Annotated in this window: 15 protein-coding genes; all 15 read right to left on the bottom strand. The window is 51.6% G+C overall.

What is annotated here, in order from left to right:
- Positions 1-337 precede the first annotated feature (337 nt).
- Positions 338-691, bottom strand: coding sequence for a 50S ribosomal protein L20 (gene rplT, locus ACTQ3A_RS02960; RefSeq protein WP_441493959.1), 354 nt, complete (start codon positions 689-691; stop codon positions 338-340).
- Positions 692-833: 142 nt separating this feature from the next.
- The gene (rpmI, locus tag ACTQ3A_RS02955) at positions 834-1,031 is read right to left on the bottom strand and encodes a 50S ribosomal protein L35 (RefSeq protein WP_441098981.1); all 198 of its coding nucleotides are present in this window, start codon (positions 1,029-1,031) and stop codon (positions 834-836) included.
- 21 nt (positions 1,032-1,052) lie between these two features.
- Entirely contained in the window at positions 1,053-1,550 is a 498-nt protein-coding gene (infC, locus tag ACTQ3A_RS02950; RefSeq protein WP_441099142.1) for a translation initiation factor IF-3, read from the bottom strand.
- Positions 1,551-1,966: 416 nt separating this feature from the next.
- On the bottom strand, positions 1,967-2,914 hold the full coding sequence (locus tag ACTQ3A_RS02945) for a hypothetical protein (RefSeq protein ID WP_441495235.1): 948 nt from the start codon (positions 2,912-2,914) through the stop codon (positions 1,967-1,969).
- Between the two features lie 207 nt (positions 2,915-3,121).
- Positions 3,122-5,911 (bottom strand): ATP-dependent DNA helicase, encoded by a 2,790-nt coding sequence (locus tag ACTQ3A_RS02940; protein ID WP_441493961.1) that lies wholly within the window; start codon positions 5,909-5,911, stop codon positions 3,122-3,124.
- A gap of 86 nt (positions 5,912-5,997) precedes the next feature.
- Positions 5,998-6,831 (bottom strand): P-loop NTPase, encoded by an 834-nt coding sequence (locus ACTQ3A_RS02935; RefSeq protein WP_441493962.1) that lies wholly within the window; start codon positions 6,829-6,831, stop codon positions 5,998-6,000.
- A 138-nt stretch (positions 6,832-6,969) separates the two neighbouring features.
- Entirely contained in the window at positions 6,970-7,197 is a 228-nt protein-coding gene (locus ACTQ3A_RS02930) for a hypothetical protein (protein WP_441098985.1), read from the bottom strand.
- Between the two features lie 230 nt (positions 7,198-7,427).
- The gene (locus ACTQ3A_RS02925) at positions 7,428-7,907 is read right to left on the bottom strand and encodes a DNA-deoxyinosine glycosylase (RefSeq protein WP_441494002.1); all 480 of its coding nucleotides are present in this window, start codon (positions 7,905-7,907) and stop codon (positions 7,428-7,430) included.
- 131 nt (positions 7,908-8,038) lie between these two features.
- On the bottom strand, positions 8,039-8,371 hold the full coding sequence (locus ACTQ3A_RS02920; protein ID WP_441495234.1) for a hypothetical protein: 333 nt from the start codon (positions 8,369-8,371) through the stop codon (positions 8,039-8,041).
- A gap of 367 nt (positions 8,372-8,738) precedes the next feature.
- A complete protein-coding gene (locus ACTQ3A_RS02915) occupies positions 8,739-9,917 on the bottom strand; it encodes a phosphoribosylaminoimidazolecarboxamide formyltransferase (protein ID WP_441493964.1) in 1,179 nt (392 codons plus the stop codon).
- A 137-nt stretch (positions 9,918-10,054) separates the two neighbouring features.
- The gene (locus ACTQ3A_RS02910; protein WP_441098988.1) at positions 10,055-10,771 is read right to left on the bottom strand and encodes an IMP cyclohydrolase; all 717 of its coding nucleotides are present in this window, start codon (positions 10,769-10,771) and stop codon (positions 10,055-10,057) included.
- A gap of 264 nt (positions 10,772-11,035) precedes the next feature.
- Positions 11,036-12,103 (bottom strand): M24 family metallopeptidase, encoded by a 1,068-nt coding sequence (locus ACTQ3A_RS02905; RefSeq protein WP_441098989.1) that lies wholly within the window; start codon positions 12,101-12,103, stop codon positions 11,036-11,038.
- Between the two features lie 28 nt (positions 12,104-12,131).
- On the bottom strand, positions 12,132-13,367 hold the full coding sequence (gene hflX / locus ACTQ3A_RS02900) for a GTPase HflX (RefSeq protein WP_441098990.1): 1,236 nt from the start codon (positions 13,365-13,367) through the stop codon (positions 12,132-12,134).
- A gap of 37 nt (positions 13,368-13,404) precedes the next feature.
- Positions 13,405-14,829, bottom strand: coding sequence for a tetratricopeptide repeat protein (locus ACTQ3A_RS02895; RefSeq protein ID WP_441493965.1), 1,425 nt, complete (start codon positions 14,827-14,829; stop codon positions 13,405-13,407).
- A gap of 50 nt (positions 14,830-14,879) precedes the next feature.
- Positions 14,880-15,794 (bottom strand): nucleotidyltransferase, encoded by a 915-nt coding sequence (locus ACTQ3A_RS02890; RefSeq protein ID WP_441098992.1) that lies wholly within the window; start codon positions 15,792-15,794, stop codon positions 14,880-14,882.
- Positions 15,795-15,905 lie beyond the last annotated feature (111 nt).

The raw sequence follows: 15,905 nt of genomic DNA, 5'->3' as shown, positions 1-15,905 counted from the left end.
CGGCGCGGCCATTGGTTTACCACGCATACAGTCGCAGTCAATATGGCTATGACAAAAGAAAGACTGATAAACAGTGGCTTTTATGATTTAGCCACGGCCTATCAGTCTGTGCATGTCAACTATTGAAAGCGCCGTATACCGAACGGTACGTACGGTGTTGTGAGAGGACGGCGGTTAGTCACCGCCTCCTACTCGATTGCTATACAATATATGATTGCCGTGTCCCTTCTTCTCCGGGACGGCATGTGACGGCTGCGAAAGCTGAAAAGCAACTCTGGCAGCTGTCTTCATACATATTCATACATATTGCGACGCCCCGTCTGCGGGGCATGGAAGCTTACTGAGCGCTCTTTGCAAGCTCGGCGAGCTTGGTGAAGCCTTCCTTATCGGTAACCGCCATGTCAGCCAGTACCTTGCGGTTCAGATCTACGCCTGATTTCTTCAGTCCGTACATGAACTTGCTGTAGGAAAGTCCGTTCAGTCTTGCTGCGGCATTGATACGCGCGATCCACAGCTGACGGAACTGACGCTTTCTCTGCTTGCGTCCCGCGTAGGAAGAGGTCAGCGCGCGCATAACAGACTGCTTTGCGATACGATACTGTTTGCTTCTGGCTCCTCTGTAGCCCTTAGCCAGCTTTAATACTCTGTTATGTTTTTTCTTAGCGTTTAAACCGCCTTTAATTCTTGCCATTTTCGATTATCCTCCTTAACCAAATGAACCAAAATGAATCAGATTCGATGGAATCTGTCGTATATCGGCAGAATGCACTGTCTGCCTCTCGTCTGTCCTCCGAAACTTTAAATCTCGGAAAATTTCTGCGATGGAAGCCACATTACATGTAAGGCAGGCATCTCTTCATCTGACGAACGTTTGTCGCATCCAGAACGGCTGCTTTTCTCAGATTTCTTTTTCTCTTTGTGGTCTTCTTGGTCAGGATGTGGCTCTTGTAAGCCTTATGTCTTACAATCTTTCCGGTTCCTGTAACTTCAAAACGTTTTGCCGCTGCACGGCGTGTTTTCATCTTTGGCATTTCTAAAATCCTCCTTGTGTGTTATTTCCTTTTCTGTCCCAGCACGATGCTCATGTTGCGGCCTTCGATCTTGGCCGGCTTCTCGAGAACAGCAATATCCTCCACCTGTTTCGCAAAGTTGTCCAGAACAGGTCTGCTTGCGTTCATGTGAGCCATCTCACGGCCTCTGAAACGGATGGTGACTTTTACCTTGTCGCCTTTTGTAAGGAACTTGCGGGCTGCACCAACCTTGGTGTTCAGATCGTTTGCGTCGATATTCGGGGACATACGAATCTCCTTGATATCTACAATATGCTGTTTTTTGCGGGCTTCCTTCTCGCGGCGTGCCTGCTCATAACGGTATTTGCCGTAATCTACAATCTTACATACCGGCGGCTTTGCCATTGGGGCTACCTTTACCAGATCCAGTCCTGCGTCCTGAGCTTTCTGAAAAGCCTCTCTAGAGGACATGATGCCTAACTGCTCCCCGTTTTCACCGATCAGACGAACCTCGCGGTCGCGGATCTGCTCGTTGATCATCGCTTCGTTATTAATTTCCTTACCCTCCTTCATGAGATCCTACCGTTCAACTCCGGAAAAGAAAAAAGTGAATAACCAGACGGCTATCCACTCTATACGCTGAGAAAAACATCGGACTGCTCACAATCCTGCTTTCTCGTACGATATAAACCTGAGACACGCCTCCGTGATCAGGTGAGAGTGGAAGCTCTTCTTTCTTTTCAACTTCACTACCATATCATGATCATGAGGCGATGTCAATATTTATTTGCAGGATTCTTCAAAACCAATTTTCCAAAACCATTCTTCAAAACCGGAATCCTTCGAAAAATGGCGCCCCTCCTGCGGGGCATGACGGTTTCCTGTCCATGCAGCATGTATGAATGCCGGACCTTTGAAACCAGCTGTCATCGGTAACACAGGCGATGGGTATTCTGTTACTGTGCCTCGGAGGCAGATGCGACCGCGTTGCTGTCAGCGCTTTCTGCGGAGGTCTGTGCCTTCAGATAGCCGAGACTGTTCAGCTTGTCGTAAATTGCCTGCGCGATCTCCTGGTGACCGGCGTCATCAAAGGCCGGCTGATCGAGAATGTCTGAGGTCAGCGCGAGGTAATGATCGCCGAAAGCGTCCGTCATGGCCTGATCGTAGGAGGCAGTGTCGACTTCGTTGTACGGATACATGCCGACAACGACGTAGTCGTTTTTCTGTGTGTACGTATCAAGGATCTTCTGAATCTGCTCGGCAAGCTCGTTCGGATCATTGTTCCATCCGCCGTAATAGCCCATGCAGATCACCGGAATGGCGTCAAGATCATCGCGGTCCTTCTTATACTGGCTGAGATCATCGCGCACGATGTATTCGGTCGCGTCCAGTTCTGCTCCGTTCGCGTTGTTCTGATGCGCGGTGATGTAGGTATTGATGTCATTCTCGCTTACGCCGGCAAGTGCCATCTGTGAAAGGGTTCCGGAGTTGTCCCAGGTGTTGTTTTCTACCGTGTAATTGGTGTAACCGTTCTTCTCAAGCAGCTGTGACAGATAATCCGGATAGCTGGTATCTGTAGAGCCGTCTTCATCCAGAATATCTCCGCGGATACTGATCATGGTCTTTGCCGCAGGCGTCGGTGTCGGCGTCGCGGTTGCTTTCGCGACGACACTAGATCCGGTGCTGGATGACGATACGGAGGATTCTCTGACCGATTCGGCCGGAGCCACAGAGGAATCCGATTTCACGGCTTCTGCCGAGGTATCTGCCTGTGATGCGCGATACGTGGATGCTTCCTGCTGGACCCGTACGATCCGGAATCCGATGTAACCGGCTACGCCGATTGTGAGCAGAAGGCTGATTACAAATAATACGAAACGTCCCTTTTTACCCAATTTTTTCACACTCCCTTATTAAATTCTGAAACGGATATCGGTTCCGCTGCAATTCAAGGCGCAGAAGAACAAGCCTATGATAACACAATCATTCCGGATTTTTCAATATATACCCGTCAGGAAAGCGCATGTCTTCGACCGGGTGCCCTGCTGTTCCCGCACAGCGGAAAATAGTCCGGGATCATGGTTTTTCCTGCGCGGGAGAAACGCAGATGATCAGCGCATATCCAGAGAGCGCCAGAAGGTTTCGACCTTTTCTCCCGCGGTCCTGAGGGTGACTCTCTGTACATCGCTCCATTCGCGAGGAAAAAGCCTGCGGTACTCTTCCGTCAGAAACCGGTCATCGAGAAGTGCGATGATTCCGCAGTCGCGGGTGGTCCGGATCACGCGCCCGGCAGCCTGGAGGACCTTGTTCATTCCGGGATAACGGTAAGCAATATCAAAGCCGGCTTCCCTCTGCGTGCCGTCACGCTTCCGGTCGTAGTATTGCCGGAGCAGCTCTCTTTCTGTCCCGATCTGAGGAAGACCGGTTCCGACAATTATCGCGCCGATCAGCTGCTCTCCCGTGAGGTCGATTCCCTCAGAGAAGATTCCACCCAGAACGCAGAACCCGAGCAGCGTTCCGCTCCGCTGCTCCGCGAATTTTATCAGAAACTCCTCGCGCTCCTGTTCGGACATCTGCGGGGTCTGGCTGACGCAGGAGACGCCGGTTCCGCCCGTGCCGGAATTATTTCTGTCCCCTTCGCCACCTGCGCTCGAAGCAGGTTCATCTCCGATATCTGCAAATGATGTCATATAGATCTCACGAACTTCGGTCATCATCTGATAGGAAGGGAAAAAGATCATATAATTGCCGGCTTTTTTCTCGGTGATGATCCGAATGTAGGAGGCGATGCGTACATACTCATCGTGACCTCTTCGCCGGTACCGGCTGCTTACATCGGCCCCTGCGAGGATCAGGCGCTTTCGGCGGTCAAAGGGAGAAGGTATGTATACGGCATAGGTGTCATCCCTGGTGGTCAGAAGATTCCGGTAATAATTGACCGGGATCATCGTCGCAGAAAAAAAGACAGCTGAGCGGCCTCTGTCCAGGCAACGCTGCAGGTTCGAAGCCGGATTCACGCACAGGAGCTTCAGATGCAGATCCTTCGGGGCAGTGACCTCGTCATAGATCAGATAATTTTCGTCTGTCAGATCCGCGATATTGAGAAAGGAGTATATCTGAAAATAAAACTCCAGAGTATCCTTTCTTGGGCCGTCCTCGCGAAGATCCTCGAGGAGATCCTCGAGTCTTCCGGTCAGATTTATCAGCTGATTGAGAAAATCCCCCGGAAGGGAGAGAATCTCAAGATTTTCACAGGATTTTTGATATTTGAGAAGTGTTCTGATACAGGAGGACAGGCTGCGGACAGACTGCTTCAGCTTTAACGGGAGATCCTCGGAGACGCCCTTCCCGGCGGGCATAGAGGGAAGGGTATCCGCGAAATCCTTCAATTTCTTTCGCATTCCCCGGAAATCGCTCAGAAAAAGACCGGCGCTGAACATTTCTCTTCCGCGTTCTACCAGGTTGTGAGCTTCATCAATCAGAAACAGATATTCGCCTTTCCGGCTCCCGTCGCCGAAGAAGCGTTTCAGTCTGGCGTTCGGGTCGAAGACGTAGTTGTAATCACAGATCACAGCATCTGCAAAAAGTGCCAGGTCCAGCTGAAATTCGTGGGGGCAGACTGACCATTTTTCTGCCTGCTTCTCTATGTCGGAGCGCCTGTATTCCGTTTCCCTGGTCAGCATCTCAAAAATCGCGTCATTGACGCGGTCAAAGTGCCCTCTTGCGCGGGGACAGATCTCGGGTCTGCAGTCCGGCTCGTCAAGGACACAGATTTTTTCCTTCGCCGTAAGAGTCAGGGATTTGATGCGGAGACCACCGGCCTTCAGCCGCGAAAATGCATCTTCTGCGACAGTCCGGGTGATGGTCTTGGCTGTCAGATAGAAGATTTTGTCGGCAAGATGTTCTCCCAGTGCATGGACCGCGGGAAAAACCGAAGATATGGTCTTACCGATTCCGGTCGGTGCCTGAACAAAGAGCTCTTTTTTTCGGAGAATGGTGCGGTAGATATCTACAGCAAGCTCACGCTGGCCAGGGCGATATGTGTAGGGAAATTCCAGACCGTGGATGGAACCATTTCGTTCACTTTCCCATGAGATCTGAAAATCTGCCCATCTGTAATATCGTGAGAGAAGATCCTGAAACCAGTCTGCAAGATCCTGGATGGTGTATGCAAAAAGAAACTGACGGAGTTTGTCCGTTTCCAGCCGGACATAAGACATGCACACGTAGAGAACAGGCTGGGCGGAGAGATCGCGGGACTCTGGAAATAATTCCGGGTGATGAAGCGCATACAGGAAGGCATAGCATTTTGCCTGTGCCAGATGTACCGGCACAGGCCGGGTCAGATGTGCGGGATCCTGCGAGATTCCCTTGATTTCCTCAACGATAGTGATCGGTTTTGCGCCTGTCCTGGGCTTGCGCCTGCACCGGTGAGCAACCGCTTGCGCAGATCCTCCCTGTCCTGTCTCGGCCTGGGGCGCAAGGTCCTGCGCTGCGGCAGACGAAGGACTGCCATTTTGCCCTGCCCCGGATGTCAGGATTGACGCGTCGCTTTCTCTGCCGCAGAACTCAGCTCCCTGGAAATCTGCCCATCCGGAACCGTGATAGATACCATCCGCGCGGCCCTCCACGATGAGTGTGAATTTTTCGTACTCCTTCTGATAGGACAGGGGGACCTCCGCCTGATAACCGCTCCGGCGCTGCTTCTGCAGTCTGCGGTGAATCCTGCTTCCCTCCTGCATGGCTTCGCGGTCAGCAAAGCCCTCCCGTGCACCTTGAAGGTCTCCGCTTCGAAGAAGGAATTCCACGAGATTACGCACGGAGATCCGCAGAATTTTTTTCTCCGGGGCGGTTTTCTCTTCCTGTTCAGTTGTGCTGTTTTCCCTGCTTTTCTGTTTCATCTGCCGCGGATTCCATTCACAAACTTCAGCAATTCTGTTCAAAGACGGGTTTCATTATTTATCGTTTAAGGTACGCTCTGAAACGCTCAGGCCTTCTTCCCTGCGCTGCGCAGAGCAACGGCAGCTTCATCGATGCTGGTATTGTTTATAGCAGCAAAATCCCCTGCGTCAGATGCCTTTGCGTATTCCGGATTCATCGGTATCTTTCCGAGAACCGGTACGCCGAGCTCCTTCGCGATCTCATCAATGTGGCTTTCGCCGAACGGGTAGATCTTTTCTCCGCAGTGCGGGCAGTTCATATAGCTGTAGTTCTCGACGATGCCCAGAACCGGAATGTTCATCATTTTGGCCATGTTGTATGCCTTAGTGACGATCATGCGCACGAGATCCTGAGGAGAGGTCACGATGATGACGCCGTCAACAGGGAGTGACTGGAATACAGTGAGCGGCACATCGCCGGTCCCCGGAGGCATATCCACGAACAGGTAGTCGAGCTGACCCCAGACCACATCGGTATAGAATTGTTTTACAACTCCCGCAATGACCGGACCTCTCCAGATCACCGGATCCTCCTCATTGGGAAGAAGAAGGTTTGTGGACATGATTTCGATGCCGTTCGCGGCCATCTTCGGATAGATGCCGTTGCCGTCTGATTCGGCACTTCCCTTGATTCCATACATTTTCGGGATGGAGGGGCCTGTGATGTCTGCGTCGAGAATTCCTGTGCTGAATCCCTGCAGCGTCATCGCGTTTGCGAGGGATGCGGTAACCATAGATTTTCCGACACCGCCCTTTCCGCTGACAACGCCGATGATGTGATCAATGTTGGAAAATGCATTTTCCTCAATGCGGAAATCCGGCTTCTGCTCATCCCCGGAGGGCCGGGCGGATTCTGTGGATTTTACGTTTTCTTCTGCCATACTAATCTCCTTTTTTTATATTGTTTCGGTTACTATCGGGACTCCGATGCAGCTATTATATACCATGATACGCGAACGACAAAGCACACAGGTTACGGATTGCTCCGCGCCGTATATTTCGGCTGCGCTTCCGGTTTTTCAGATTTCCGTAAAGCTGTAGCGCTGCCGTATGCCGGAGGTGACGATGTCAAAGATGATGGTACCGTCTTCCTGCACGGTTTTCTCATAGGTAAAGACCTTATCCTTAAATTTGTTGCGTATGAATTCCTCCGGGTCGTCGGTCCGCACTTCATCGATGAAAACATCCCTCATCTGGTTGTTCGGGCATTTATTAAATATTTCCCAAACGGTCTCATACTCTTTCATAAATTATATCCTTTCGGCTGTTGTGGGCGGAAACCCACCTGCCCCTGGGCGGTGGGAGGAGCCTTGTAAATTCGTAGCCATTAACCCTGGTTCTTGATTTGCTTAACATCGCTGCTGTCGTTTAGAGGGGATACAGGTAATCCGCGAAACCCCGGTCGGTCCTGGTCTGCGCGGCATCCGGCTGTGTCCGTTTCGTTATGTTTTTGTATAATAATCAGATAACAATCAGGTCACACATCCTTCAGAATCTGCCATGCGTCAATCAGTCGGGGTAACGACCACGCTGCATTTGCCGGGCTGGTTGAAGGCATTTTCAAAGCTTCTCTTCCCGTCTTCGGGTAGATGTATTTCATATACAGGTTATAGGAGGCGGTCCCGTTGCAGAAGATTCTGCGGATTGGTGCAGTCTTCAGGATGCGGTCGAGATCATTCGGGACAACATCACGAATACTGCTGTCGCTGGACCCGGTAATCGTGCAGGATTGAATTGTGTCCCACATGGCAATGTGATTTTTCCGGAGAAAGACCTTTTTTTCTTCTATGGTTGTCAGGGGTTCTGAGCCGAAGATGGCGGCAACAACCATCCAGTAGCGGTTCCTGGGATGGCCGTAGAAAAAACCGGCTTCGCGGGATTTTACGGACGGAAAACTCCCGAGAACAAGCACGGTGGATTTATTGTCAAAAAATGGCGGGATCGGATGCACCTGCATCTGCGGCTGCTGCCGTCTGGTCTGCGGCTTCTGTTTTCCGGTCTGGGGCTGCTGACGCCTGGTCTGGGGCTGCTGTCGTCCGGTCTGCATTTCCTTCCGAGAATTTACAGAATGGCCGGATTTTTCTGCACTCATGAGACTTCTCCTGTCTTGCCGTCTGCCTGTTCGGCCGGTACACCGGCTGTCGATTTGTTATCTTCTCTGTCTCTCGCGAGCATCTTCTGAAAGTCCTCCTCGGTCTCGCCTTCGATGCCATCCTCATCAAAGGCGGTCACGACGTAGAAGCCGCGCGGGGTATCGCGGATGTCAACGACTCTTCCGCTTCTGGAATGAATCCGCTCATAGGGAGCATAGTTTCTGCTCATCGCGATCGCAGGGATGATTGTGTAGTAATACGAGGATGGAAGCTGACTCTCAGTGATGGTTACCTCATCGCCAACCCGGACAAGATTTTCCCGTTCCATTTTAAATTCTGAATAACGCATGTGCATGTCCTTCCCTGAATAAATCCTGTTTCAAAGAAATCCAGTTTTCTGCACGACAGACTCCCGGAATTACGGGGTAACGAGATAAAACACGCTGCGCGAGTTTTATCTCGCTATCGCGACGTTCGCCGCACACGAATACTTCGCATTCGGCTGCGGCTCACTGTTCGCGTAAACGAGATAAAACACGCTGCGCGAGTTTTATCTCGCTATCGCGACGTTCGCCGCACACGAATACTTCGCATTCGGCTGCGGCTCACTGTTCGCGTAAATACAGAACGTCTCCCGGAACTATGCAGAAGCTCCGGGAGACGTTTTTCAGAGATTCCGGAAACAGCCCCGGATATCAGTGATGGAAGAGGCGGATTCCGGTGAATGCCATCACCATATTGTACTTGTCGCAGCACTCGATGACAGCGTCGTCGCGGATGGAACCGCCGGGCTCGGCGATGTACTGAACGCCGGATTTTTTCGCTCTCTCAATGTTGTCGGAGAACGGGAAGAAGGCGTCCGAACCGAGGGTTACGCCCTCCATTTTGTCAAGCCATGCTCTCTTCTCTTCTGCGGTGAATACCGGCGGCTTTTCTGTGAATACCTTCTGCCACTCACCATCCCGAAGTACGTCCATGTATTCGTCACCGATATAGACGTCGATGGCATTGTCCCGGTCCGCCCGGCGGATGTCATCTTTGAATGGGAGGCTGAGAACCTGCGGGCTCTGCCGTTTCCACCAGTTGTCCGCCTTCTGACCGGCCAGACGGACGCAATGTACACGGGACTGCTGTCCGGCACCGACGCCGATGGCCTGTCCGTCCTTTACGAAGCAGACGGAATTGGACTGTGTGTATTTCAGCGTAATCAGCGAAATCTTCAGATCGCGAAGGGCGGATTCCGGAAGATCCTTGTTCTTTGTCACGATGTTCGAGAGAAGTTCATCGTTGATATCCAGCTCCTGACGGCCCTGCTCAAAGGTGACGCCGAAGATCTGGCGTTTCTCCAGGGGCGCCGGAACGTATTCAGGATCGATCTGAATGACAACATAATTCCCCTTCTTCTTCTGATGAAGAATCTCAAGTGCCTCGTCGGTGTAGCCCGGGGCGATGACGCCGTCGGAAACTTCACGCTTGATGACAGAAGCAGTGCTTGCGTCGCAGATATCCGACAGGGAAATGAAATCGCCAAAGGATGACATGCGGTCTGCTCCCCTTGCGCGGACATAGGCACAGGCAAGCGGAGAAAGCTCCGGCATATCATCGACAAAATAGATCTTCTTCAGCGTGTCGGAAAGCGGGAGGCCTACCGCGGCGCCGGCAGGAGATACATGCTTGAAGGAGGCTGCTGCCGGAAGACCGGTGTTCTTCTTCAGATCACGAACGAGCTGGTAGCCGTTGAAGGCATCCATGAAGTTAATGTATCCGGGTCTGCCGGAAATTACCTTGATCGGGAGCTCACTGCCGTCCTCCATATAGATGCGGGAAGGCTTCTGATTCGGGTTGCATCCGTATTTTAACTGTAATTCTTTCATCTGCTTCACCTCGTATTAATATTTGAAGATCGTGAATATGTTTCGGAAAACATCAATTCCTGCGGAAACATGTATGCGGCCTTCTGTACCGGCCGCATATGCGGTGCTCCTGTGTGTTTTCTAAAGAACGTACACGGTTACTGATTTTTGTTTACAATCCGGGTCTCGAAGCTTCCGCTCTGAATGTCAATGTAGCGCACGAAGAGAGATACCTTATTATCCTCGTTCAGGCTGCTCCAGATCATGCTGGTCCAGGCATCGATATCGTCCGGGACATCGACAGGCTTCGGCTCGCCCTCAAAGCTTGGAAGCGGATTACCGTCCGTTATATAGGTGGAAATAAAGTGGCCTTCTCCTGCCGGCGCATTCGGATAATCGAAGGTATATCGCAGACATTGGTCCGGATTTCCGCTGTCACTTTTCAGAATAGACATCGTGTAGCCAAAGACACCGTTCTCCACGGTCAGAAGTCCTGAGATCCGCGGGGTGTAGTTCGGCCCGTCAGGCTCAAATTCACGGGAACGAAGGCTCTGCTCGAAGGTAAGTCCCTTTTTCATGCCGTCGAAAATGGTGTCGGTCTGGTCACCGTTGGTAACAATGGTGTGTGCTTTGTCGAGCACGCGGACCGGCGCATAGATGATCAGACTCGGATCCTCCATTTTGGAAGGATCAAATGCCTGAGTACGGATGCCGTCCTCCTCTTTGACAAATACTCGGTTGCGGCTGTTTGCGCTTCTGCCCATGATAAAATAAGCCGTGGCTGCATATCTTCCGTTGGCTGAACGTCCGATTACAATTCCACGGCCGGGGTAGGCGTTGCTTTTCAATTCGTCTGACAGATTGATCTTCTGCATCAATAGCTTCCTCCTGTGATTCCTTGACACGACATGAATCCGCGGGATTCCGGAGGATAGCCGGGGAGCGTATGGATAACATGATGTGCCGCCTGCGTCATTTCTGACCACTATATATAGTTTTCAAGAGTCACTTTTTATATTACGTAGCAGAAAGAGAATTGTCAAGCTTTTCCGTATAAGTGCATGGCGCCTTTCCGTATAAGCACCTGACAGCCTTTCCCGCATTTGTGACACTGACACCTGCGGCACGTCTTCACGATATCAGAGCTCAATCAGTTCTCTCGGGGAATGCGAGAGATCGTCAATGCCGTCCTTTTTGATGACAACCAGATCTTCAATCCGCACGCCGCCGAATCCCGGAACATAGATGCCGGGCTCCACGGAAATCACCATGTTCTCCTGGATGATGGAGCTGTCAAGCGGAGAAAAGCGGGGCTCCTCGTGGATGTAGAGGCCGACGCCGTGCCCCAGTCCGTGTCCGAAGTTGTCTCCGTAACCGGCATTCCGGATCACGCTTCTGGCAAGCTCGTCACACTGCTGTCCGGTAAGTCCTGCGTGGATTCCGTTGAGGGCGGCGTTCTGCGCCTCAAGAACCGTTGTATAGATTTCCTTCTGCTTTTCATTTGCCTTTCCGACAACAACGGTACGTGTCATGTCTGAGCAGTAACCTTCGTAGGTGCAGCCGAAGTCCATGGTTACAAAATCTCCGCTTTCGATCTTCTTCGAGGAAGGAACTGCATGCGGCATGGAGGAGTTGATTCCGGATGCCGTGATGGTATTGAAGGAGAAGCCCTGTGCGCCGTGACGCTTCATCTGATACTCCAGCTCTGCCGCGGTTTCCAGTTCGGTGACACCGGGCTTCAGGAACTTCAGAATTTCGGTAAAGGCAGCGTCTCCGATGGATTCTGCGCGGGCAATCAGACGGAGCTCCTCGGGAGTTTTGATCTGCCGGATCAGATCGATGCTTTCATCGAGCGGAAGCCACTGCTGAATTTCCGGGAGAGCGTTCGTGAGACGGCTGAATTCATAACAGCGCATGAATTTATCTTCGTACCCGACAATTTCAGCACCATCAACCGCCAGCAGCTCACGCAGAATCTGCGTTCTCTTGTGTGTGCGGTTCTCCTCGATGATGGTGAAGCTGCTCTCCTTTCCTGCCGCTTCGGTATATCTGGAATCGGTGATCACCACCTGCTGTTTCGGAGATATGTAGACCATACCCTCGCCCCCGCGGAATCCGGATATATACATCATATTGTGAGGATCCGTGATGAAAAGAGCCTGCGCTCCGGTTTTCTTGAAAATGTCCTGTATCATTTCTCTGCTCATGTCAGAGCCTCCTTTGGATGAAATACTGTTATAGTTTTCCGTAGATTTCCTGCGGAACATATGCTTCGATACGGATCCCCTCTGGAAGATATTTTTCTTCCAGAAGTGTTCCGGACTGACGGATCAGCGCAATTTTTCCGGCGTCACCGTAAGAAAAAGTTCTCTCTATGTGAATCTGGTCCTCCCGGATGATTTTTTCCAGAATCTGTCTGAGGGAATCCAGTCCGTCCCCGAACTTGGCGGAGACCGGTATGACATAATCGGCGTGGTGATCATGCATGTGGACGCCGGGAGAGACCATGTCCTGCTTGTTGAAGAGGGTGATGATCTTTTTCCGGTCCGCGTCCAGCTCATGCAGGGTCTGGTAGACGACCTGCATCTGCTGTTCCAGATGCGGACTGGAAGCATCTGCCACATGGATGATGTAGTCGGCAAGGGCGGCTTCCTCCAATGTGCTGTGGAAGGCGTCAATAAGGGTATGCGGGAGCTTTCGGATAAATCCTACCGTATCCGTCAGGAGAATCTGTCCGCCCTCGGGCAGGCTCAGGAGTCTTGTTGTGGGGTCGAGAGTCGCAAACAGCGCGTCTTCTTCCAGTACACCTGCATTCGTGAGGGTATTGAGCAGGGTGGATTTTCCTGCGTTGGTATAGCCGACAATCGCCGCAGTCTTGATATTGGCCTTTTTTCTTCCCTGCCGGAGCACGTCCCGATGCTCCTCGACCTTCTTCAGTTCTGCCCTAAGGGCACTGATTCGCTCCGCGATCAGACGTCGGTCGATTTCCAACTTCTTTTCGCCGGGTCCACGGGTTCCGATACCGCCGCCAAGGCGGGAAAGGTAGGAACGCATTCCTACCAGATGCTGCTGACGGTAGCGGAGCTGTGCCAGCTCGACCTGAATTTTGCCTTCGCTTGTCCGGGCTCTTTGGGCAAAAATGTCCAGAATGAGCATTGTGCGGTCGTATACTCTGCAGTTTAATTCCTCTGCCAGGTTGTTCATCTGTGCTGGGGAAAGCTCGTCGTCTGTAATAATGGCGTCTGCCTGAAGCATTTCCAGCATGCCGGCGATTTCCTCGATTTTTCCCTTCCCGATGTAGGTCCCGGGATCCGGGTTTTCCCGGTTCTGGAGAACCATAGTCACCGTTTCGACGCCCGCCGTCTCTGCAAGTGCCTTAAGTTCGTTCAGGGAATCACGGGTCTCTGTCTCATCGCCGGTGTTGACGGCAACCAGGATGACTCGTTCCCTTGTCTCTGCATTGTCAAACATATCTGCTGTCCATCCATCTGTTCATTCAGGCTGCCGTTTAATACCCGGTGCTTCCGTCGTAGTAGCCGGCAGAATCGTAATTGCCATAGGTGCTGGTATCTGTGCCGTAGACCGTGCCATAGTAGACGCCGGTATTATCGTCGTAACCATCGTTGTCCGCATCGACAGTTCCCTGGTATGAACCGGAATCATCGCCGTTGCTCTGACCTTCACCTGCGGAATTGTATGACGCATTGGATTGATCCGTATCGGCGGTATCTGTCGTTTTGGATTGTGTGCTGCCGGATGCTTCGCTCTGTGTATTGCTGACGTCGGACGGGGAGGAAGAGCTGCCGGAGGAACTCGTAACGTTCTCGGACGCCGTTGCCTCTGTCTCCGTTACGCGGCTCTGCAGGAACAGATTCTCCTGTACAGCTTTCTGGTTCGTCGGATAGGATTTGAGAAAACTTTCCATCTTCGAGGCCGCGGTTTTGAAATCAAGCTTCTTCTCATAGGCGATGATTTCGTTATAGAGCAGCTCTTCCTTGTATTCCGCCTCATCGGTGTCGAGTCCTGCCTGAATCTTCTGAAGTGCATCGTCATAATTGCCTTTCATGATGGCAATCAGAGCCAGGCCGTTGTATCCCAGGGAAACGGAGGTGTCATTGTCGATACAGCTCTGATACAAATCTTCTGCGCTGTCGTAGTCTCCGGTGTCGGAGTAGACTCTTCCGAGCAGCATGACGGCACCGGGGATATTTTTTTCTATGGCTTTCTTGAGATATTTTTCTGCCTTGCCGTAATCCTTGAGTTCATAGCAGATCCGACCGAGCTGATAGTAATCATCAGATCCGGACGGCTTCTGATTTAAGGCGTCCTTTAAAAATGCGGCTCCGTCTGCCTGCCGGTTATTCTGCACATAGATGTCATAGATTTCCAGATAAATCTCATAAGAGTTATCCAGCTCCAATGCCTTCTGAAAATCCTGGCCGGCCTGGCCAAATTTGTTCTCGAGGGCGTAAAGCTTTCCCCGCAGCAGAAAGGCCTGTCCGGCGTGTTCCTCTGACTGGATCAATTCATTGTAAATCGTCATGGCATTGTCGTACTGCTGCTCCTCCACATAAGCCTGCGCCTGGTAAAAGAGAACATCTTCGCGGAAGGACTTATTCTGACGCGGATATTTTATTGCTGCCAGTGATTTGGAGAAAGCATTCACGGCATTTTCATAGTCCCCGAGGTTGAGATAAGCGATGCCCAGCCCGCGGTATCCTTCTGCCTCTCTCCCCTCGGAATCAACAGCCGACTGAAAATTCGTAATAGCGGTGTTGTAATCTTCGGATTTCAGAGCTGACATTCCGCTGGCATAGGCACTGTCAGAGGCGTTCCCGCAGCCCGGAAACAGCAGCACGGCGCCAAGCAGCAGCACAGGCAATGATATCCGGGCTTTTCTGAAAGATTTTTCTGATTTTTTATCCTTGATCATGATGTGGTTACCTCTGATTATATGGTCACCTCTGGATTGCGCAAGTGCACTCAGATAAGCTTTCCGTAAACACCCCTGCTGCAAAGGTCGGAGAAAGCCTTGCGGACGCTGTCCTTGTCTTCCTGATAGGTAACGCCAAACCAGGTGTCGTCTGTGTCCAGAACCTTTACGACAGCCTTTCCCTGGTGAAGCAGCTGATCAATATAGGTTGGAAGAAGGAATTCCTTCTTCAGATCACCATCGGGAATCTGCGCAAGGAATTCACGGAACGCGCTGTCCAGAAGATCGATGAAATCTGCCTGCAGTCCCCACATATTCATGGAAACCATAGAATTGACATCGATGGGAACGTCTCCGTCAGGAGAATGAACCGCAGCGCCACCGGGAGTACGGACAATGTTCTGGGTTTCATTGACACCGATCAGATTCCGGTCGGAGTCAAGGACGCATACTCCGCGGGTAACACCTCCGTTATCGCTGAGGGTGTTTCCAAGACGGAAACCGGCCATGCAGATCTGATGAATGCCGTTCTGTGTCGGATGATCCGCAACGAGATAGTCGTGCAAAAGAGTAAAGGCTTTTTTGCCGTAGTAGTCATCTGCGTTAATAACCGCAAACGGTGTGTCAATGAGTCCGCGACAGGCGAGAATCGCCTGGCCGGTGCCCCACGGTTTCGTCCTTCCCTCAGGCTTTGTAAATCCTGACGGAAGAGCATCCAGCTCCTGAAAAGCGTATTCGCAGGGAATCTTCTTCTCCATACGGCTGCCGATGATCTCGCGGAAATCCTTCTCCAGATCCTTCCGGATGATGAACACAACTTTGTCAAAGCCGGCCTCTATTGCATCATGAATGGAGTAATCCATGATGATTTCTCCGTTCGGGCCGAGAGGCTCCAGCTGTTTGATTCCCTTTCCAAAGCGGCTGCCGATTCCTGCCGCCATAACTGCCAGTGTAGTTTGTTTCATACTTACTCCTCCCATGATTTTCCTGTTGTTTCATGTATTTGAATGATTTGAAAAGCGGTGTCCTGCAATGCGTCGTGCCACGCACTATATAAGTTCGCACGTCACTTTGCT

Source organism: Bilifractor sp. LCP21S3_F8, from assembly GCF_052117805.1.
Classification (GTDB): Bacteria; Bacillota; Clostridia; order Lachnospirales; family Lachnospiraceae; genus Bilifractor.
This window is presented reverse-complemented; position numbering and strand designations above follow the sequence as displayed.